The organism is Celeribacter ethanolicus (assembly GCF_002407265.1).
Lineage (GTDB): Bacteria > Pseudomonadota > Alphaproteobacteria > Rhodobacterales > Rhodobacteraceae > Celeribacter > Celeribacter ethanolicus.
Window position 1 is genome coordinate 2,149,266 of the sequence record NZ_CP022196.1, and the last position, 18,795, is coordinate 2,168,060.

Below are 18,795 nucleotides of genomic sequence, written 5' to 3' on the forward strand. Positions count from 1 at the left end.
GATCAATCCCCTGCTGCACGACCTTTGAGGGCGATGATGCCCTTGGGCCGGAACTGGATGAAAATGATGATGAAGATGATCATATAGGTCTGCGCCGCCAGCGTGTTGGACGGGTTGAACCATTCGATCCCCTTTTGCAGGAAGCCGATCAGACCGGCACCCAAAAGCGTACCCCAGATATTGCCGACACCGCCGACAACGACGGTCATGAAGCTTTGGACGATATAATCGGAGCCAAGCTCGGAGGTGACTTTCGCATAGAGCCCGATGGCCACCCCCGCGATCCCGGCGATGCCGGAGCCGAGACCGAAGGTCAGCATGTTCACCTTGTCCGGGTTGATCCCCATGGAGGCCGCCATGCGCGGGTTCTGCGTCACGGCGCGGGTTTCGAGACCCAGACGCGTTTTCTTCATGATGAAGAGGAACACGCCAAGGAAGATCAGCGCCAGAACGAAAATCGCGATGCGGATATAAGAGATCGACACCACATCGTTGAAGGTCAGCGCCCCGTCGAGCCAGCCGGGCGAGGTCAGCGGACGCGCCTGCGTGCCGAAGATGTTCTTGGCGAGCTGCTGAAGCGCGATGGACACGCCGAAGGTCGCGAGAAGGGTCTCAAGAGGCCGGTTATACAGCCAGCGGATGATCAGCCGCTCCATCGCCACACCGGCGGCAAAGGTGACGGCGAAGGCCAGCGGGATCGCGAGAATGATCGAGACGGTGTAATCCGGCACGATCTGTTGCACGACATAGCCGGTATAGGCGCCCATCATGATGAACTCGCCATGTGCCATGTTGATCACGCCCATGACCCCGAAGGTGATCGCCAATCCGATGGCCGCGAGAAAATAGATCGAGGCCAGAGACAAACCATCGAGCGACAGATCGAGGAACTGGTTCAACCCGACCGCCCGGTTGATCGACCCGAGCGTCGCCTCCGCCGCATCGGTCACGGCTTTGGACGGTTCGTCATAGACCTCCGCAAACGGCGCGCCCTTGACGACAGTTTCCTCGGAAAAATTCACATCATAGGCCGGAACCTGCCCCGCCTCGGCCAGTGCCGCATAGGCGCTGTCGCGAGACTCTTGAGTGTTGAGGTCCGCCACAGGCCTGCCACCGACCTTGCCATCGACGATATGGGCCTCAAGCGCCGCTTTGCGCTCGGCCACACTCGGCGGCGGCGTCGCGGCCCCGGCGGCAACCATCAACGCAAAGGCATCAGAGACCAGAATGTCTTTGCCGGGTTTCAGAGCCCGTTTGATATTGGCCCCGTCCGGCAGACCCTCTGCATAAACGATCTTTGTGGTGACAAGCGGATTGAGCGCCGCTCGGGCATCCAGCGACAGCGCACCACGAAAGCCTTCAATCGCCGCAACGCGGCTCGCTTCATCCGGGTCGAAACGAATGGTCAAAAGCCGTTCGGTGGTCTCTTTCAGCGCTTTGATCGCCGGATCGGTCTCGCCTTCGATGGAGGCGCGGAGCGGGGCAAGATGGCTCTCTTCCCCATCGCGCTGAATCGCCAAAAGCGCCTCGCGACGACGCGCCGGATTGGGATCGTTGAGCTGAAACTGTACCAAAGCAGCACCGATCATGGCGCGAATGCCGGAGTTCGGTTTGAGCTGATCGAGATCGCCCTTGTCGACCGCCCCCACCTCGGCACCGCTGTCGAAATCGAACAGCGTGTAGGTTCCGCCCGCGCCTGGCGCCGCGTAGAAAAACAGCCCGTCAGCCTTGCGCTGCCACATATCCTTGTTCTGCCAAGTCTCAAGCACGGTCTGCGCGGCAGACAGGCCGGAATTGGCGATGGCGTCGATAGCGGGGCCGATGGTTTTGCGCGAAGATTTTTCAATCTCGGCGCGGTGCTCCTGAAGCACTTCCTGAATGGTCCTCTCCTGCGCCTGTGCCGTGAGCGCACAGGTGAGCAAGATCAGACACGCAGCGATAAGGCGGCGGATCATGAAACTCTTTCCAACTGGGAGGAGATGGAAGGGCGGCACACCGCCCCTCCCTTGTCAGCTCGGATCAATAGTTGGATTTGATCTGCACACAGGTCTCGGTCTCGGTGTTGTACATGCCGCAACCGAGGTCCTTCCAATCGGATTTCAGCACGGCGGATTCCGGCAGGTAATCGGTCCATGCATCGCCCGGAACCGGATCGGTTTCCGAGATGATGTCGAACTGACCGTCGGCCAGAATTTCGCCGATCAGCACCGGTTTGGAGAGGTGATGGTTCACCCCCATCACGGCGGTGCCGCCCGTGAGGTTCGGGAATTCCTGACCCCACATGTGCTCACGCACGGAGTCGACATCGGTGGTGCCCGCTTCGGTCACCGCGTTCACCCACATGTTGAAGCCGATGTAATGCGCTTCCATCGGGTCGTTGGTCACGCGCGCATCGTCACCGATGAAGGCATGCCACTGGTCGATGAAGGCGGCGTTTTCCGGCGTATCGGCGGACATGAAATAGTTCCATGCCGCGAGGTGCCCGACGAGGTTGGTGGTGTCGAGACCGGACAGTTCTTCTTCCCCCACGGAGAAGGCCACGACAGGAATGTCATCGGCGGAAATACCCGCGGCGGCAAGCTCCTTGTAGAACCCGATGTTGGCGTCGCCGTTGATCGTCGAGATCACACCGACCTTCTTGCCATCCGCGCCAAGCGCCACGACATCCGCGACGATCTTGGACCAGTCGGAATGACCGAAGGGCGTGTAGTTGACGAAGATATCCTCTTCCGCGATGCCCTTGGCTTTCAGGTAGGACTCGAGAATGTTGTTCGTGGTGCGCGGGTAGACGTAGTCGGTGCCAAGCAGAGCGAACTTTTCGACGCCCAGCTCATCAAGGAAATAATCCGTGGCCGGAATCGCCTGCTGGTTCGGCGCCGCCCCCGTGTAGAACACGTTTTTCGAGCTTTCCTCGCCCTCATACTGCACCGGGTAGAACAGCAGACCGTTGAGTTCCTCGATCACAGGCAGCACGGATTTGCGCGACACCGAGGTCCAGTTGCCGAAAATCACGTCGACATTGTGCACGGTCAGAAGCTCGCGCGCCTTCTCGGCAAAGAGCGGCCAGTCAGACGCCGGATCGACGACAACCGCCTCCAGATCACAGCCCAGAAGGCCTCCTTTTTTGTTCTGTTCGTCTACCAGCATCAGCATGGTGTCCTTCAGAGTCGTCTCCGAAATCGCCATCGTCCCCGAGAGCGAGTGCAGCACACCGACCTTGATCGGACAGTTGGCGGCAAAGGCGCTGGTGGCCAGCGCTGTGCTGGCGAAAAGTGCCGAAGCCAGAGTGCTCTTGAATTGAATTTTCACGTCCATGTTCCCCTTGTTTGATGCTGCAAGACCCAAGGCATCGCGCACAGCGCTCATATCCATATGCTTGGACTTAAATGAAAAACGCCAACGACCTCCTGTGCAGCGTCGGATGGTTTCCTCTTCGCGCAAAGGACCAGCCGGCAAGTCGGCCTTCTGCGCACGCCCTGCCCCCGTATCCCCGTAGAAACGGTTTTTATGATCGTGGGCATGGGACGCGTTCCAGAGTGTGTCCGGGCAAAACACGCACACAAGACTGTATACAACCGCACAGGCGACAATAAGGGAGGGCACGTCAATATGCCTGCTTTTTGCACAGATACCGCCATTCTTGTCGCTTTGCTGCGCAGATTTCAAAAGCGTGATCGCCCGGACAGGGCAGAATGATTCCATACTTTCCGGCAGGAGCCGTCCAGGAGGCGGTCCCCTCCGCCTTTCACGTACATCTAAACCGAATATCAGGAGCTTGCTGCCACCTTCCTCACATCTTCCAAAATGGCTCAGGCAGGGCTTCGTATGAAAAACTGGATCGGCAATCTTCTGGGATCGGTCGCGGCCAAGATCCTCGGCATACTCTTCGCGCTTGTCGGCACGACACTGGCCGCCATTCTGGTCTCCGGCTCCCTGATTTCCACGATCCGGGACGAGACGGATCGCCTGGTCAGCGACTCGCTCCCACCGCTTCAGATCGCCGCTGGCATCTCCAACGCCGTGTCCGACCTCAAGACCGGCATCGGCACGCTGTCCGGCACAACCGCCCAGAATGAGATCGAGGGGGCCATCGCCGATCTCGAAAACGCCGCCACGACGCTCGATCAGAGGCTCCGGCAGGTCGATCACACCGCCTATCCGGGCCTCGACGAGGACATGCAGGCGCTGCACGCCGACATCGCCACGCTCAACAACGCCCGTCGTCGCGAACTCGAAGCCCAGGCGCGGAACCTGAAGGCCCAGAGCCAGCTCAACGCAGATTCGCGCGCACTCGGTGAAATGTTGCAGAAACAGATCAGCCAAGCGTCCTTCGCCCTGCTTCTGGCCGGAAACGACGCCTCGCCCGCCACGAACCGCAACCTGAGCCAATTACTGCAACGCGATGTCGAGGCCCTGAAACTGGCCCTGATGTTCAAGGCCGAGCTGAACCTCTCCGTCGGGCTGATCCAGACACTCCTGGAAACCAATGATTTCGGTATCCGCACTGAGGTTCTGGACCAAACCCGTGCCGCCCATGAGCGCATCGAGGCCTTGCTCAAGGATATGACAGCCAATGATACAGTGCAGGGAAAGGTGCCGGAACTGCGCGAGGCGCTGACTTTTCCATCCGGGTTTCTCGACCTCTCGCCTGCAGACATGAAAATCCGCGCGCGCCTCCTGCATCAGGCACAGAATGAGTTGAACACCCTGTCGAGCAAGCTTGTGGATCACGTGCTCTTCACCCTGGACATGGAAAGCGCCGACGCGCTCAGCAAGAATGAGGTCGTTCTCCGCACCCTGCTCGACAAGGATGTGCGCAACATCACCGATCTGGCGCGGCTCGACAGCACAGCAAAGACCATTTTGATCAAGGCCATGCAGGGCGCGGCCTCGGTCGAAACCGGCGCCGTGCTCGGCCTTCAGGCGGAAATCGACAAGCTCACCCCCGAATTGCGCGCCCGCAGCGTAACCCTGCCCGAGGACTTCAAGGGGCTGGTCGCCTCCGTTTTACGGGAAACAGATCCGCAAACCGGCCTGCTGCACGCCCGCGCAGAGGTGCTTGAAGCGCGCAGAGCCGGATTGACCGCGAGTGCGGATGTTGCTTCGGGTTTGCTGCGCATTTCCGACGCGGTGATCACGATTTCGGACGCCTCGCTCTTCGGCATCGCAACCGCCAGCCAGACCCTGACGACCACGGCGGAACATGCACAGAAGACCATGAACGGGATCGCTGTCATTGCCGTTGTGATCGTACTGATCGCGCCGATCCTGACCTACATGTTCATCATGCGCCCGCTCACCGCCGTCACCGCCCGCACCGAGCGTCTTGCCATCGGCGATATGTCGGACATACGCCGTGTTGGCGGTCGCTACGGTGAAATCGCCCGTCTGTTTGCTGCGCTCTCCGTCTTCCGTAACAACCTCGTCGGGAAGGAGCGCATGGAAACGGAAGCCCACGCACGTCAACTGCGCGAAGATCAGGCCAAAGCACAGGCGGAGAAAGAAACCCACGACCGCGAGGCCGCCGAACGCGCGCGTCAACAGGAACAGGCCGAACGTGACCACGCACGCGATGCGCGCAACGAGGCGGAACGTCAGGCGATCGAGGCCAAAACCGCCGCCGAGCGTCAGGCTCGTCATGCCGAACAGACCCATGTCGTCGGCGCACTGGCCGAAGGCCTGCGCAGGCTGTCACAGGGCGACGTCCGCCTCACCCTCGACGAAGCCTTCCCCGAAAGCTACGAACAATTGCGACAGGACTACAATGCCGCCGTCCTGTCCTTGCGCTCCGTGATTGGGCGCCTGTCCGGCACCGCCCGTACGATCCACGACAATTCAGGCGAAATTTCCAATGCCGCCAAGGATCTCTCGCACCGCACCGAGCGTGCCGCCTCGATGTTGGGAGAGACCGCCGCCGCGCTGACCCAACTGACTGCGTCCGTCAAATCCGCTGCCGATGGCGCGGCTCTGGCCAACCGGACCGTGACGGGGTCGAAATCCAACGCGCAATCGGCGAGCAAGGTCGTGCAGCAAGCGATCTCCGCCATGGACGCCATCTCCGAGTCCTCTGACAAGATTTCCCGGATCATCTCCGTCATCGACGACATCGCCTTCCAGACCAACCTTCTTGCCCTGAACGCCGGCGTCGAAGCGGCCCGTGCAGGCGAGGCCGGGCGCGGCTTTGCCCTGGTCGATCAAACCGGCCACGCCCTGCGCTCCATCGTCGAGGACGTCAGTGCCATCTCCGCTCATATGTCGGAAATCGCCACATCCGCGGAAGAACAATCCGCTGGCATCTCCCTGGCGCAGGAGGCCACCATGCTCAATCAGATCGTCGTGGAATTCGTGCTGGACGATGGCGCCTCCTTGCCCGACAGCGATAATGCGCCGCATGACCTGAGCAAGGTGTCCTGACGCAACGCGCCCTGCGCGCGCCTTGCTCAGAGGCGCTGAAATTCGGCGACACATTCAAAGAACTTCATGAAACTTAGAGAAAGGCTTGATAGAACAGGACGAGATAAACGACACTCAAGCGGGTTTTGCCGATCGGGTCCACAGACAGGGCAAGACCAAACGAGAGCAGGGGCCGGACGAAGCACGGCCAGACAGAGCAAGGATTGCACGTGACGATATTTGAAAATGTCCCCTTCGATGATCTCGAAGTCGGGATGGAAGCCGAAAACCGCCGCCTCTGCGTGGCAGACGACCTCTACGTTTTTGCCCATGCCTCCGGCAACCTCAACCCTCTGCATCTGCCGCATGAAGACGGCGACAAGGATGGCAAACCGGAAGCCGTTGCGCCCTCCTTCTGGGTGGCCTCACAGATTTCTTCCGTGCTGGGCAACAAGCTTCCCGGGCCGGGCACGCTCTACAAGTCCCAGAACCTCCGGTTTCACGCCCGCGCGCATGCCGGCGACGAACTCGTCGCCCGCGTCAAGCTGATCCGCAAAACCGAGGCAGGCAGCGCGGTTTTCGAAACCTCTGTCACGCTCTCGGACGGCACCGTGCTTGTCGAGGGCGAGGCAGAGGTGTTCGCCCCGACCGAAAAGCACAGCTTCGACATCCATGACGTCCCCGGCCTGACCGTGGAAAGCCATCGCCATTTCGACAAGTTGCTCGAAATGGCCGAAGCCCTGCCTACCGTGCGCATGGCTGTCGTCGCGCCGGAAGAGGAAAATTCCCTGCGTGGCGCCCTGATGGCCGCACAACACCGTTTGATCATCCCCGTTCTGATCGGCAGTGAAACGAAAATCCGATCCGTGGCCGGACAAAACGGCTTGTCGCTCGATGGTGTCGAGATCGTGGATTGCCCCAGCCATCCGGAGGCCGCGCAAATCGCCGTCACCATGGTGCATGAGGGCCGCGCCAGCGCCATCATGAAGGGGCATCTGCACACCGACGACCTCTTGCGCCCGATCCTGCGCTCGAGCGGCGGGCTGAAAACCGGTCGCCGGATCAGCCATATCTTCGTGATGGACGTCCCCGGCCTCAGCCACCTCCTGCTGGTGACCGATGCGGCGATCAACATCGCGCCCGATTTGCCGACCAAGGTCGACATCGTGCAGAACGCCATCGACCTTGCGCAAAGTCTCAGGATCGAAACGCCCAAGGTCGGGGTGCTCTCGGCGGTGGAAACCGTGAACCCGAAAATCCCCTCGACCCTCGATGCCGCCGCATTGTCGAAAATGGCCGACCGAGGCCAGATCACCGGCGGCATGGTCGATGGTCCGCTCGCCATGGACAATGCCGTCAGCCTCGCGGCGGCCCGGACCAAAGGACTCAAAAGCTCGGTTGCCGGACAGGCGGAAATCCTTGTCGCTCCGAATCTGGAGAGCGGCAATATGCTGGCCAAGGAGTTGTCCTTCATCGCCCATTCTGAAGCTGCGGGTGTCGTCATCGGCGCGCGTTGTCCGATCGTGCTGAACTCGCGGTCAGACAGCGACAAATCCCGGCTTGCCTCCTGTGCCGTGGCGGCCCTCCATGCACAACGAGTGGGGGTGCAGCACTGATGGGACAACGTATTCTGACGGTCAATGCCGGCTCATCCTCGGTCAAATTCGCACTCTACAAAACGGCAGAGACACCGGAATGTATCGCGCGCGGACAGGTTCAGGGGATCGGGTCGACCCCGAGTTTTCAGTTCAAATCCGGCGGACCGAAGGGATCGGAACCGATTGACGCCACGGATCAGGGACGCGCGCTCGAGGTCATTCTCGACAAGATCACTCCTCTTCTCGACGGTCAGGAGGTGGCCGGTGTCGGGCACCGGATCGTCCATGGCGGCCCGCTGCGCGCGACGCCCACGGAGCTGACCGACGAGGTGATGGCCGATCTCGCCACCTTCAACCCGCTCGCCCCCCTGCATCAACCGCACAACCTGTCTGCGGTTGCGGCGGCACAGCGCGCCTTTCCCTATGCGTTGCAGATCGGCTGTTTCGACACCGCATTTCACCGCAATCACCCATGGGAAAACGACATTTACGCCATTCCGCGCAAATTCTACCAACAGGGCATCAAACGCTACGGCTTTCACGGGCTGAGCTACGATTACGTATCGCACCAACTGATCCGCGAACGCCCCGATCTGCATGGCAAGCGCATCATCATCTGCCATCTCGGCAGCGGCGCCTCGATCTGCGCGGTCAACGGCGGCCATTCGATTTCCTCGTCCATGGGGTTTTCGCCGCTCGACGGCATCCCGATGTCGACCCGCTCCGGTCATCTCGACCCCGGCATCCTGCTCTATCTGCTGGAAACCGAAGGCATGACGCCACAGGAGCTGACCCATATGCTCTATTACGAATCCGGGCTTCTGGGCCTGTCGGGTATCAGCCATGACATGCAGGTGTTGGAGGCTTCCGACGCGCAGGGCGCGAAAGACGCAGTCGAGTATTTCGTCTACCGGGTGCGTCGCGAGATCGGTGCCATGGCGGCAACGCTGTCGGGCATCGACGCGCTTGTGTTCTGTGGCGGCATCGGGGAAAATTCTCCCAACATCCGCCAACAGATCATCGAGCGTCTCGGCTTTCTCGGCATCCTTCCCGATGCAGAGGCCAATGCGCAGAACGCGAGGGAAATCGCCAAAGGACCGACGCCCGTGTTCGTCCTGCCGACCGATGAGGAACAGGTGATTGCCGACGCCGTCGCCAAAGCCCTCGCACCGGCGCATTAAAGCGTTACGCCTTTTACCTGAGACATCAGACAAAGGCGAGGTGCGTGCAACGCTTATATCTTGCACAGCGCTCCGCCAAAAACTGTGTCTCAGGTTTTGGCGGACCGCTTTAACGGATCTTATCCCTCGGACGCCCGAAGCACCCGCGCCGGGCGGACTTGCATCGCGCGCCAGGAGAACCAAAGCGAGGTGAGCGAGGTCATCGCCACACCGCCCAGAACGATCCAGAGTGCGGCGCCAAGCGAGAGATTGAACTCCGCCTCCATCACGAAATGGATCACTGCCCAGGCGCCAAGCGCCCCGGTGATCAGCGCCACGATCCCCGCCCCGGCACCGAGGATCAGAGCGCGAAGCGCAAAACTCGTCAGGATTTTCCTGCGCGACGCGCCAAGCGTCTTGAGCACAGCCGCCTCGTACCGCCGCCAGTCCTCGCCCGCCGCTGCGGCCCCGATCAACACAATCGCCCCGGTGATCAGGGTCGCCGCCGCCCCAAGGGTCGTGGCCGCCGCAATGCTTTCAAGGATCGCCACCACCCGATCGATGGCATCGCGCACACGAATGGTCGTGATGTTCGGATAGGCCTTGGCCAGATCACGGATCAGCGGGGCCTCCGTCGCCGGATCGGCATAGATCGTGGCGATCCATGTGTGCGGTGCACCGGCAAGTGCCGCCTCGTTCATGGTCAGGATAAATCCCATCCCGGCGCTGGAGAAATTGACGTCCTGAAACGAGGTGATCGTCCCGGTGATGTCACGTCCGAGAATATTGATCGTGATCGTATCCCCAAGGCTCAACCCCATCTCCTCGCCTTCCTTGGCGGCGAAACTGATCTGCGGCTCCGTGTCGTCGGGCGACCACCACGCCCCCGACAGGACTTTGACATTATCCGGTTTTGCCCCGGCATAGGTCACGCCACGATCTCCGCGCAGAACCCAGTGCGGCCCGGCCACGGTCTCGGCATCCTGACCGTTGATCTTGGTGATCAGGCCACGCAGCATCGGCGCGCTTTGGAACCGCGTCACGCCGGGGTCGGTCGTGACCCGTTCCGTCAAACCGTCGATCTGATCCGGCTGAATATCGACCACGTAATAGGACGGCGCGCGTTCCGGCAGATCGCGGGCAATCGCACCACGCATATTGGCGTCGATCTGGCCGATGGCGGAAAGCACCGTAAGACCAAGCCCAAGCGAGAGCACCACGGACACCGCCTCTCCCCCCGGCCCACCGACGGAGCCAAACGCCAGACGCAGGGGCAGATGGCGGCGCAGTGCCTTGAGACGAGTTAACCGCCGTGACAGGCGCGCAAGCCCACGCCCAGCCGACACAAGCGCCACAAAGGCAATCGCCAGTCCCAGGAAGGTCCAGAGCACCAGCCGCCGATTGTCGGACAGCACCGCAGCGGACGCAATGAGGGCGGCAAGCAGCAAAAGTATGGTCACCAGATAGGGCCAACGCGGCAGGCCCTTCAGCCCGAACAACGCATCGCGATAGAGCGCGGCGGGGCGGATCCGTTCGGCCCGCGACAGCGGCCAGAGCACGAAAATCGCGCTGGCAAGAACGCCATAGAGCGCCGCCTCCAGCAGGGGGGCGATCTGCACACCGCGCGCAACCGGCACCGGCAGAAGCGTCTGGATGAACGGCATGGCAAAGAGCGGCACCAGCCCACCCAAGATCACACCCGCAACAATCGCGCCGCCGGTCAGCACACCGATTTGCAACAGGTAGGTGAGAAAGATCGTGCGCCGGGTGGCGCCGAGGGTCTTGAGCGTGGCGATAACGGCGATCTTTCGGTCGAGATAGGCCCGAACCGCCGCCGAGACGCCAACGCCGCCCACCGCCAGCCCCGCGAGACCGACAAGGACCAGAAAGGAGCCGAGTTGTTCGACAAACCGGTTCACGCCTGGTGCGCCATTGCGCGCATCGCGCCAACGGAACCCTCCACCGGCCACCTCCGCCTCGGCACGAGCCTTCATCGCATCAAGATCAGTGCCCTCAGGCAGATCAAGACGATAGGCGCTCTCGAACAGGGTGCCGGGGGCGAGCAATGTGCTGTTTCGGAGGGCAAAAAGCGCCACGATACTGCGCGGCCCGAGGGTGAACCCGGCCCCCGCCCCATCCGGTTCGCGCGTCAGTTCGGCCATGACAACAAAGGGCAGATCGCCAATTCGCACCTCGTCGCCAAGGACCAATCCCAACCGCTCCATCAGAACCGGGTCGAGCACGATCCCCGGCAAATCGCCCTCTCCTGCCAGCGCCTGCGCCAGAGGCATCTCGGGCGCGAGCCCAACTGTACCGATCAACGGATAAGCGGCGTCCACAGCCTTCACCTGCGTCAGGGCACGCTCCTCGCCAACGCTCAGCATGGAACGGAAATCGGCAATCTCGGACAGACGCTCAGAGCGCCCTTCCATCCATGCACGCTCATCATCCGTGGCAAACCGGTAGGTGAATTCCATCTCCGCATCGCCCCCCAGAAGCGCCGCCCCTTCGCGGGCAAGCCCTTTGGAAATGCTGTCGCGCACGGAAGTCACGGCCGCAATGGCGGCCACCCCGAGCAGAAGGCACAGAATCAGGATGCGGAACCCGCCAAGCCCGGCGCGTAACTCGCGCAGGGCGATGGTCCAGGCCATGCTGACGTCCGAGCGCAGGCTCACGCCGGAACCTCCGTTTCCAACTGCCCGTCCCGCAACCGGATCACCCGGTCACAGCGCGCGGCGAGTTCAGGCGAATGTGTCACCATGACAAGCGTCGCACCATGACGGTCGCGCAGCCCCATCAGAAGCTCCATGATCGCTTCGCCGGTCGTACCATCGAGATTGCCGGTCGGCTCGTCCGCCAATAGAATCTCCGGGCGCGGGGCGGAGGCGCGGGCCAGGGCCACGCGCTGTTGCTCGCCGCCGGACATTTGCGCGGGGTAATGATCGAGACGCGCCCCAAGACCAACGCTCTCAAGCTCGGCCTGCGCACGCGCGAACGCATCGGGCACGCCCGCCAGTTCGAGGGGGATTGCGACATTTTCCAAAGCGGTCATGGTGGGAATGAGGTGGAAGGATTGGAACACCACCCCCATATGATCCCTGCGGAAGCGCGCCAGCTCGTCCTCGTTCATCGCGGTGAGATCGCGCCCAAGCACGGAAATCGTCCCGGCGCTGGCCATTTCGAGCCCGCCCAACAACATGAGGAGAGAGGATTTGCCCGATCCGGAAGGCCCGATGAGTGCCAGCGTTTCGCCGCGCGCGACCTGCAATGAAATGCCACGCAAAATCTCGACCCGCCCCGCGTTGCCATCCAGTGTCAAATGCGCGTCCTCTGTGGCAATGATCGGGTCCATGGGCTTCCTTTCAAATCTCTTGCAAAAATATGGGGCCGCAGGGCGCAACGGCAAGCACCGGCTCGGTCTTTTGGTCAAGATTTGGGTGATGCTCTGGGCCACCGCCGCCACCGCCGATCCTGTCCGCATCGCCGCTTTGGGAGACAGCCTCACACAGGGCTACGGGTTGGTGGCACAGAACGGCTTCACGGCACAATTGCAAAACTGGCTCGACACCCATGAGATCGAAGCAACCATCGTCAACGCAGGAGTGTCCGGCGACACCTCGGCAGGGGGCCTTTCGCGGGTGGACTGGACACTGACGCCCGACATTGGCGCGATGATCGTGACGCTTGGCGGTAACGATCTTTTGCGCGGATTGTCTCCGGATCTGACCCGTGCCAATCTTGCGGGCATTCTCGATGCCGCCAAGGCGAAAGACATTCCCGTGTTGCTCGTCGGCATGCAGGCCCCGGGCAATTACGGCGCGGACTACAAGGCCGCTTTCGATGGGATCTACTCGGATTTGGCCGCAGACTATGACACGTTGTATTTCGAGGGCTTTCTGAAGCCGCTGACCGATCTCGCCCCTTGGGGGCAGGTTCTGACGCAGTATATGCAACCCGACGGCATTCACCCCAACGCCGCGGGGGTTGCGCTCATCGTCGAGGCCATGGGCCCGAAGGTGGCCGAACTGGCAGAGCGTGCCGGCAATTAGGGCTTCGGGTGGTCGTCATATTCGCCGGTCAGGATGCGCTGCGCGTCTCCGTCCGGGTCGTCATATTGCCGCGACCGGATCGACCAGAAAAACCCGGCTAACCCAAGCCCGCCGAGAAAGATCGAGATCGGGATGAGATAGACGAGAACGTTCATGATTTTCCTCTGAGCCGGAGCGCGTTGAGCGACACGGTAATCGAACTGGCCGACATCGCCAAGGCCGCAGCCAAGGGTGTCGCGTAACCGGCAAGCGCGACCGGAATGGCGACGAGGTTATAAAGCGTCGCGATGTTGAAGTTTTCCTTGATCCGGCGGGTGGCAGACACCGACACCCGCGTCGCCTCGCCGATGGGGGCAAGCGATTTGCCCAAAAGCACCATGTCGGACACCACGCGCGTCGCCTCCAGAGCGGAGGCGGGCGAGATCGACACATGAGCGGCGGCAAGCGCTGCGGTGTCGTTGAGACCGTCACCGACCATCAAAACCTTGCGGCCCGAGCGGGTCAGTTCGGCCACGCGCAGCGCCTTGGCTTCGGGCAGGCATTCGGCATCCCAGGCCTCGATCCCGATGCGATGCGCGATGTCCGCGACGGCGGCGGGCGCATCGCCGGAGAGCAGAACAACATCCATGCCCTGACGTTTGAGCGCCGCAACCGCATCGGCCGCGCCTTCGCGCAGATGATCGATGAAGGTGAAAGCGATGGGCGCCTCCTCCCCGATCTTGAGATAAGTCGCGGTTTGCGACAGGGCCATGGCATTAAGCCAGGTGGCACGCCCCAAGCGCACGGTCTGATCGCCCAAACGGCCCTCGACGCCCTGCCCCGGCACTTCGCGAATCTCGATAACAGGCGCGGGCGCGATGTCCGCCGCTTTCGTCGCCTCGAACAGCGCGCCCGAGAGCGGATGGGCGGACCCGGCGGCTAGAGCCATGGCGACAGAGCGGGCATGCGGAGGAATGTCGCGCAGGTTCGCAAGCTCCGGCTTGCCCTCGGTCAGCGTGCCGGTTTTGTCGAACACCACCGTATCGACCTCGGCCAGACGTTCGATGGCCGTCGCGGATTTGATCAGCATCCCCGCCCGGAACAGACGCCCGGAGGCGGCGGTGGTCACGGCCGGCACGGCAAGCCCCAACGCACAGGGGCAGGTGATGATCAGCACCGCCACCGCAACATTGATCGAATGACGCAGATCGCCGGTCGCCACCATCCAGCCGATGAAAGCCGCCAGCGACAGAAGATGCACCGTCGGCGCGTAAATCTGCGCAGCGCGGTCGGCAAGCGAGGTATATTTGTTGCGCGAGGTTTCGGCCATGGCCACAAGATCGGCCATGCGGTGCAGAGAACTGTCTTCACCTGCGGCGGTGACCTTCACGATCAACGGCCCGGTCAGGTTGACCTCACCCGCGGAAACAATGCTGTCGACACCTGTCTCAACCGGAAGACTTTCCCCGGTCAGAAGCGAGCGATCCAGCTCGGAGGCCCCCTCAACTACGATCCCGTCAACCGGCACACGCGCCCCCGGAACGACGCGGACAAGCGCGCCTTTGGCCAGATCCTTGATCGAAATCACCGTGCCGTCCACGAGCGTCACACGCGGCACTTCGAGCGCGGCGAGTTCTTCGGCGGCGGAGCGCGCCACCGAACGCGTGCGGTAATCGAGATAGCGCCCAGCCAGAAGGAAGAAGGTCAGGGACAGCGCCGCGTCGAAATAGGCATGCTGCCCGGATTCGATGGTTTCGAACAGGGACATCCCACCCGCGAGGAGAATGGCGAGCGAGATCGGCACATCCATGTTGAGCCGTTTCGCCTTTAGCGCCGTCCAGGCCGAACCGAAAAACGGCTGCGCTGCATAGGCGATGGCCGGGAGCGCGATGGCGGCGGAAACCCAGTGGAACATATCGCGCGTCACGTCAGACGCCCCGGACCAGACCGCGATGGACAAGAGCATCACGTTCATCATCGCAAAGCCTGACACCGCAATGCGAGTCAGGATCGCTCGGCCTTTTTTGTCGGTCTCGGTGGCGGAAATGGCGCTGGCGTCGAGCTCATAAGCCTCGTAACCCGCCTTGGTCAGCGCACCGATCAGGGCATCGACGGAGACGTCTTCATCCGCTTCGACCTGCGCGCGCTTGAGCGTCAGGTTCACCCGCGCAGCCCGCACGCCGGGCTGTTTGGTCAATTCGCGTTCGACGCCCGAAATACAGGCCGCGCAATAGATCGCGGGCAAAGACAGCACGAAACGCGCGTCGCGAACGTCCCGCGCGTGTGCCGTTTCCTCGGCGGCCGGAGCGGCCACACAGGCCGGACAGGCCGAGATCTGAACCTCGGACATGGGTGTGCCTTACCGTTTGACGTGGATGACGATCCGCTGGGTGAAATGGGTGCCATCCAGCGCAGTGGCCGTCATCCGGTAGTTCCAGTTGCCTGCCGCCAGCATTCCGGTTTTCGCCACATAGGCCTCGCCGTTGAAGCTGAATTCCGGCTGCTGATCGTCCACGACAGTGGTGGCGCGGCCCAGCGTGCCGCCGATCTCGGCGACTTCGACGGGCCGGCCTTCGGCGTCACGGATGAAGACGAACAGGTGCTCCTGATCGTCCACCGCCTCGACCGTCCAGCCCAGGGCTTCCTGGGCTTGCTTGTCGCGGTTGAAGGTCTGCGACACGCCATAGGAGTTGGCGGTCTCGAGCCCCGGGAAGGTCTTCACGGCCTGAACGGCCATGAAGATGTTGACCCCGATGATCACGGCAAAGGCCGACACCGTTCCGATGAGGACATGTTTGCCCGTGATTTCGCGTGCCATGTTCTATTGTCCCTTACCGTTGAACACCGAGTCGACAGAGACCCGCTCATTGGCAATACCATCCTCGACCCAGAAGGTGAATTCCGTGCGGTCGGAAGTGGCGGCTTTGGACCCGGCAGGCGCCTCGACATAGGCGCGCACGATACGCATCTCGTCGGCCTTCACCGCAATCGTATCGCCTGCGGTCGTGTCGGAATCCTGCAAGGTCACCGTCAGGGTGTCGTCGCCCGTGACGCTCACACGGAACTCACGCTCTTCGCCATGCTTGTTGCGCAGACGCAGGTCGTAAATGTTGCGGATCGCTCCGTCGGACTGCATCACATAGGTCGGGTTGCGCACCGGCGCGACCGTCATGTCGATGTCCGCGCGGGCAAACAGCGCCCAGATCAGCGCGACACCGACACCGCCCCAGAGCACGGTGTAAAGGATCGTGCGCGGACGGAAGATGTGTTTCCACACCGGTTTCGGCGTCTCGCCCGCGATCTCGCGCGGTTCGTCGGTCAGCGCCATGTAGTCGATCAGGCCACGCGGCTTGCCGATCTTGTCCATCATCTCGTTACAAGCGTCGATGCAGAGCGCGCAGGTGATGCATTCGAGCTGTTGCCCGTCACGAATGTCGATCCCCATCGGGCAGACGTTCACGCAGGCCATGCAGTCGATGCAATCGCCAAGCTCGGCGGCGCCTTCGCCCTTACGGTGTTTGCCGCGCGGCTCGCCGCGCCAATGACGATAGCCGACGGTCAGCGTGTCCTCGTCCATCATCGCGGCCTGAATCCGCGGCCAGGGACAGGCGTAGATACAGACCTGCTCACGGGCGATGCCGCCGAAGAACACGGTGGTCGCGGTCAGGATCGCCATGGTCATATAGGCCACCGGATGGGCCTGTCCGGTCACCAGATCGACCAGCAGCGTCGGCGCATCGGTGAAATAGAACACCCAGGCCCCGCCGGTCGCCAGACCGATCAGAATCCAGGACAGATATTTTTCAACCCGCAGGCGGAACTTGCGGAGGTCCATTTTCTTTTGACGGTGCAGACGCAGGCGGGCGTTGCGGTCGCCCTCGATCCAGCGCTCCGTGAGGATGAAAAGGTCGGTCCAGACGGTTTGCGGACAGGCATAGCCGCACCAGATCCGCCCGGCGGCGGAGGTGAACAGGAAGAGGCCGAGACCGGCCATGATCAGAAGGCCCGCGATGAAATAGAACTCATGCGGCCAGATCTCGATCCAGAAGAAGAAGAAACGACGGTTCGCGAGGTCGATCAGGATCGCCTGATCCGGCAACTCCGGCCCACGGTCCCAGCGGATCCAGGGCGAAAGGTAGTAAATCCCCAGCATCACAATCATCAGGACCCACTTGAGCGACCGGAATTTCCCCTTCACGCGACGGGGAAAGATCGGCTCTCGGGAGGAATACAGCTTATGTTCGGGAGAGTTGTCGGTAGAGCTCATGGAGCGGTGCCTTTTCGACTGTTCGCGGTTTTGTCCCTTAATGGGAGCGACACTTTTTCACAGCCTTGATGTGCATCAAACTTTTGTGACGGCCGGTTAAAAGGTGCATCAAAAACACGCCTTGGACTTGTGGCATCCTGCCACATCTCGTCCGTGAAACTTAAGAGAAAACCGCAGCATGAGACGCTGCGGTTTGTGTTTGTGGGCACCGACCCTGAAGAAACGCGCGAACAGGATCGAGGGCCGGTGCCGCAACCCGGGCGTTTCCGCCCGGATTTCATGTGCTCATTGACCGCCGCCCAACTGGTGGACGTAGAGAGCGGCCGCGTTGACCTCGGCCTGCGACAGGCGCAGCCCCCAGGCAGGCATCACGCCGAAACGGGCATAGGTGACCGTTTCGTGGATGGTGTCGCGGTTGCCGCCATAGAGCCAGATCGCATCGGTCAGGTTCGGCGCCCCCTGATAGATGTCGCCCGTGCCGTCTTCACCATGGCAGGAGGCACAGTTCTCTTCGAAAACCACAGCACCTTCGGACGCCAGAGCGGCATCGTAGCTATGACCGGAGATGTTGGTGCCGTCCCCGTCCGGATCGGACAGCGACATCACGAATTCGACCACCTGGTTGATCTGCTCGGGTTCGAGCAGCTCGTCGACGCCGAATTTCGGCATCTCGGAATAGCGGGCATCGTCGGTTTCGTTGCGAACGCCGTGCTGCACGGTGTAGGCGATCTCGTCGATCGTGCCGCCCCAGAGCCAGTCATTGTCGAGAAGCGTCGGATAGCCGACGTTGCCCTGAGCACCAGAGCCGTGGCACTGCGAACAGTTGGCACGGAACACGGACGCGCCCATGTTGACGGCGTAGTTGTAGACATCGGAGCCCGGCATCACTTCGGTCACGTCGGCTGCGGCCAGTTCGGCCTCGACACCGGCGTTCATCTCCTCGAAGGAGGCGATCTTCTCGGCGACCTGCGCACGGGTGGACCAGCCGAGCACGCCGGCAGTCGCCCCTTTGATCATCGGCCAAGCGGGCATGGCAATGGAATAGCCGATGCCCCAGATGATGCAGATATACCAGATGATCAACCACCAGCGCGGGAGCGGGTTGTTGTACTCTTCGATCCCGTCCCAGGAATGTCCTGTGGTTTCGACTTCTTTCTTACTCATGTCCTCGCCTCCTCTTCGGCGGGTTTGTCTTCATGCCGGAAGATGACGTCGGCCGTGTCGCGATGTTGCTTGCGGGAGCCCGGGCGAAACGCCCAGACCACCGCGGCAACGAAGAACACGAACATGGCCAGTAACACCCAGCTGTCGGCAAATTCGCGAAGGATGTGATAATCCATCTCTTCTGT

General features: G+C 61.8%; 14 protein-coding genes. 4 read left to right on the forward strand and 10 right to left on the reverse strand.

Translation table 11 applies throughout. The features are described from left to right. Nucleotides 1–2: 2 nt before the first annotated feature. Together urtB and urtA are read right to left on the reverse strand one after the other, a co-directional pair. Nucleotides 3–1,955 carry an urea ABC transporter permease subunit UrtB gene (urtB, locus tag CEW89_RS10535; protein ID WP_096805877.1) on the reverse strand — a complete coding sequence of 651 codons (1,953 nt, stop codon included), beginning with the start codon at nucleotides 1,953–1,955 and terminating at the stop codon, nucleotides 3–5. Between the two features lie 64 nt (nucleotides 1,956–2,019). Further along, nucleotides 2,020–3,315 carry an urea ABC transporter substrate-binding protein gene (gene urtA / locus CEW89_RS10540; RefSeq protein WP_096807207.1) on the reverse strand — a complete coding sequence of 432 codons (1,296 nt, stop codon included), beginning with the start codon at nucleotides 3,313–3,315 and terminating at the stop codon, nucleotides 2,020–2,022. A gap of 510 nt (nucleotides 3,316–3,825) precedes the next feature. On the opposite strand from urtA, the gene CEW89_RS21225 reads away from it, so the two are divergent. The 3 genes from CEW89_RS21225 (at nucleotide 3,826) to CEW89_RS10555 (ending at nucleotide 9,172) form a co-directional block, all read left to right on the forward strand. Continuing rightward, entirely contained in the window at nucleotides 3,826–6,414 is a 2,589-nt protein-coding gene (locus CEW89_RS21225) for a methyl-accepting chemotaxis protein (protein ID WP_157779823.1), read from the forward strand. Nucleotides 6,415–6,617: 203 nt separating this feature from the next. Beyond that, nucleotides 6,618–8,009, forward strand: a complete 1,392-nt coding sequence (locus CEW89_RS10550; RefSeq protein ID WP_096805879.1) for a bifunctional enoyl-CoA hydratase/phosphate acetyltransferase — start codon at nucleotides 6,618–6,620, stop codon at nucleotides 8,007–8,009. After that, nucleotides 8,009–9,172, forward strand: coding sequence for an acetate/propionate family kinase (locus CEW89_RS10555; protein ID WP_066702768.1), 1,164 nt, complete (start codon nucleotides 8,009–8,011; stop codon nucleotides 9,170–9,172). Before CEW89_RS10550 ends, CEW89_RS10555 begins: the two co-directional genes overlap by 1 nt. Before the next feature lie 119 nt (nucleotides 9,173–9,291). On the opposite strand, the gene CEW89_RS10560 is transcribed toward CEW89_RS10555, so the two are convergent. Next, on the reverse strand, nucleotides 9,292–11,802 hold the full coding sequence (locus CEW89_RS10560; protein ID WP_096807208.1) for an ABC transporter permease: 2,511 nt from the start codon (nucleotides 11,800–11,802) through the stop codon (nucleotides 9,292–9,294). A gap of 20 nt (nucleotides 11,803–11,822) precedes the next feature. Continuing rightward, on the reverse strand, nucleotides 11,823–12,503 hold the full coding sequence (locus tag CEW89_RS10565; RefSeq protein WP_096805880.1) for an ABC transporter ATP-binding protein: 681 nt from the start codon (nucleotides 12,501–12,503) through the stop codon (nucleotides 11,823–11,825). Between CEW89_RS10565 and CEW89_RS10570 the strand changes: the two genes are divergently transcribed. Then, nucleotides 12,502–13,200 carry an arylesterase gene (locus CEW89_RS10570; RefSeq protein WP_096805881.1) on the forward strand — a complete coding sequence of 233 codons (699 nt, stop codon included), beginning with the start codon at nucleotides 12,502–12,504 and terminating at the stop codon, nucleotides 13,198–13,200. The genes CEW89_RS10565 and CEW89_RS10570 overlap by 2 nt on opposite strands. Here CEW89_RS10570 and ccoS read toward each other — a convergent pair. From ccoS to CEW89_RS10600, 6 genes are all read right to left on the reverse strand, one after another. Further along, nucleotides 13,197–13,355 carry a cbb3-type cytochrome oxidase assembly protein CcoS gene (ccoS, locus tag CEW89_RS10575; protein WP_066702757.1) on the reverse strand — a complete coding sequence of 53 codons (159 nt, stop codon included), beginning with the start codon at nucleotides 13,353–13,355 and terminating at the stop codon, nucleotides 13,197–13,199. The two genes, CEW89_RS10570 and ccoS, sit on opposite strands and share 4 nt — an antisense overlap. Continuing rightward, on the reverse strand, nucleotides 13,352–15,529 hold the full coding sequence (locus tag CEW89_RS10580) for a heavy metal translocating P-type ATPase (RefSeq protein ID WP_096805882.1): 2,178 nt from the start codon (nucleotides 15,527–15,529) through the stop codon (nucleotides 13,352–13,354). The genes ccoS and CEW89_RS10580 overlap by 4 nt, the downstream gene beginning before the upstream one ends. Before the next feature lie 9 nt (nucleotides 15,530–15,538). Next, nucleotides 15,539–15,997: a FixH family protein gene (locus CEW89_RS10585; protein WP_066702751.1), complete on the reverse strand. Its 459-nt coding sequence runs from the start codon at nucleotides 15,995–15,997 to the stop codon at nucleotides 15,539–15,541. A 3-nt stretch (nucleotides 15,998–16,000) separates the two neighbouring features. Beyond that, nucleotides 16,001–17,446: a cytochrome c oxidase accessory protein CcoG gene (ccoG, locus tag CEW89_RS10590; protein WP_066702748.1), complete on the reverse strand. Its 1,446-nt coding sequence runs from the start codon at nucleotides 17,444–17,446 to the stop codon at nucleotides 16,001–16,003. A 285-nt stretch (nucleotides 17,447–17,731) separates the two neighbouring features. After that, nucleotides 17,732–18,610, reverse strand: coding sequence for a cytochrome-c oxidase, cbb3-type subunit III (gene ccoP, locus CEW89_RS10595; protein ID WP_066702746.1), 879 nt, complete (start codon nucleotides 18,608–18,610; stop codon nucleotides 17,732–17,734). Continuing rightward, complete coding sequence (locus CEW89_RS10600; protein WP_066702731.1) at nucleotides 18,607–18,786, reverse strand: cbb3-type cytochrome oxidase subunit 3; 180 nt, start codon at nucleotides 18,784–18,786, stop codon at nucleotides 18,607–18,609. Before CEW89_RS10600 ends, ccoP begins: the two co-directional genes overlap by 4 nt. Nucleotides 18,787–18,795 lie beyond the last annotated feature (9 nt).

Coding starts and splice junctions, on each gene's coding strand:
- urtB (WP_096805877.1), bottom strand. CDS start 1,955: ATGATCCGCCGCCTTATCGCTGCGTGTCTGATCTTGCTCACCTGTGCG.
- urtA (WP_096807207.1), bottom strand. CDS start 3,315: ATGGACGTGAAAATTCAATTCAAGAGCACTCTGGCTTCGGCACTTTTC.
- CEW89_RS21225 (WP_157779823.1), top strand. CDS start 3,826: ATGAAAAACTGGATCGGCAATCTTCTGGGATCGGTCGCGGCCAAGATC.
- CEW89_RS10555 (WP_066702768.1), top strand. CDS start 8,009: ATGGGACAACGTATTCTGACGGTCAATGCCGGCTCATCCTCGGTCAAA.
- CEW89_RS10560 (WP_096807208.1), bottom strand. CDS start 11,802: ATGGCCTGGACCATCGCCCTGCGCGAGTTACGCGCCGGGCTTGGCGGG.
- CEW89_RS10570 (WP_096805881.1), top strand. CDS start 12,502: ATGGGCTTCCTTTCAAATCTCTTGCAAAAATATGGGGCCGCAGGGCGC.
- CEW89_RS10565 (WP_096805880.1), bottom strand. CDS start 12,503: ATGGACCCGATCATTGCCACAGAGGACGCGCATTTGACACTGGATGGC.
- ccoS (WP_066702757.1), bottom strand. CDS start 13,355: ATGAACGTTCTCGTCTATCTCATCCCGATCTCGATCTTTCTCGGCGGG.
- CEW89_RS10580 (WP_096805882.1), bottom strand. CDS start 15,529: ATGTCCGAGGTTCAGATCTCGGCCTGTCCGGCCTGTGTGGCCGCTCCG.
- CEW89_RS10585 (WP_066702751.1), bottom strand. CDS start 15,997: ATGGCACGCGAAATCACGGGCAAACATGTCCTCATCGGAACGGTGTCG.
- ccoG (WP_066702748.1), bottom strand. CDS start 17,446: ATGAGCTCTACCGACAACTCTCCCGAACATAAGCTGTATTCCTCCCGA.
- ccoP (WP_066702746.1), bottom strand. CDS start 18,610: ATGAGTAAGAAAGAAGTCGAAACCACAGGACATTCCTGGGACGGGATC.
- CEW89_RS10600 (WP_066702731.1), bottom strand. CDS start 18,786: ATGGATTATCACATCCTTCGCGAATTTGCCGACAGCTGGGTGTTACTG.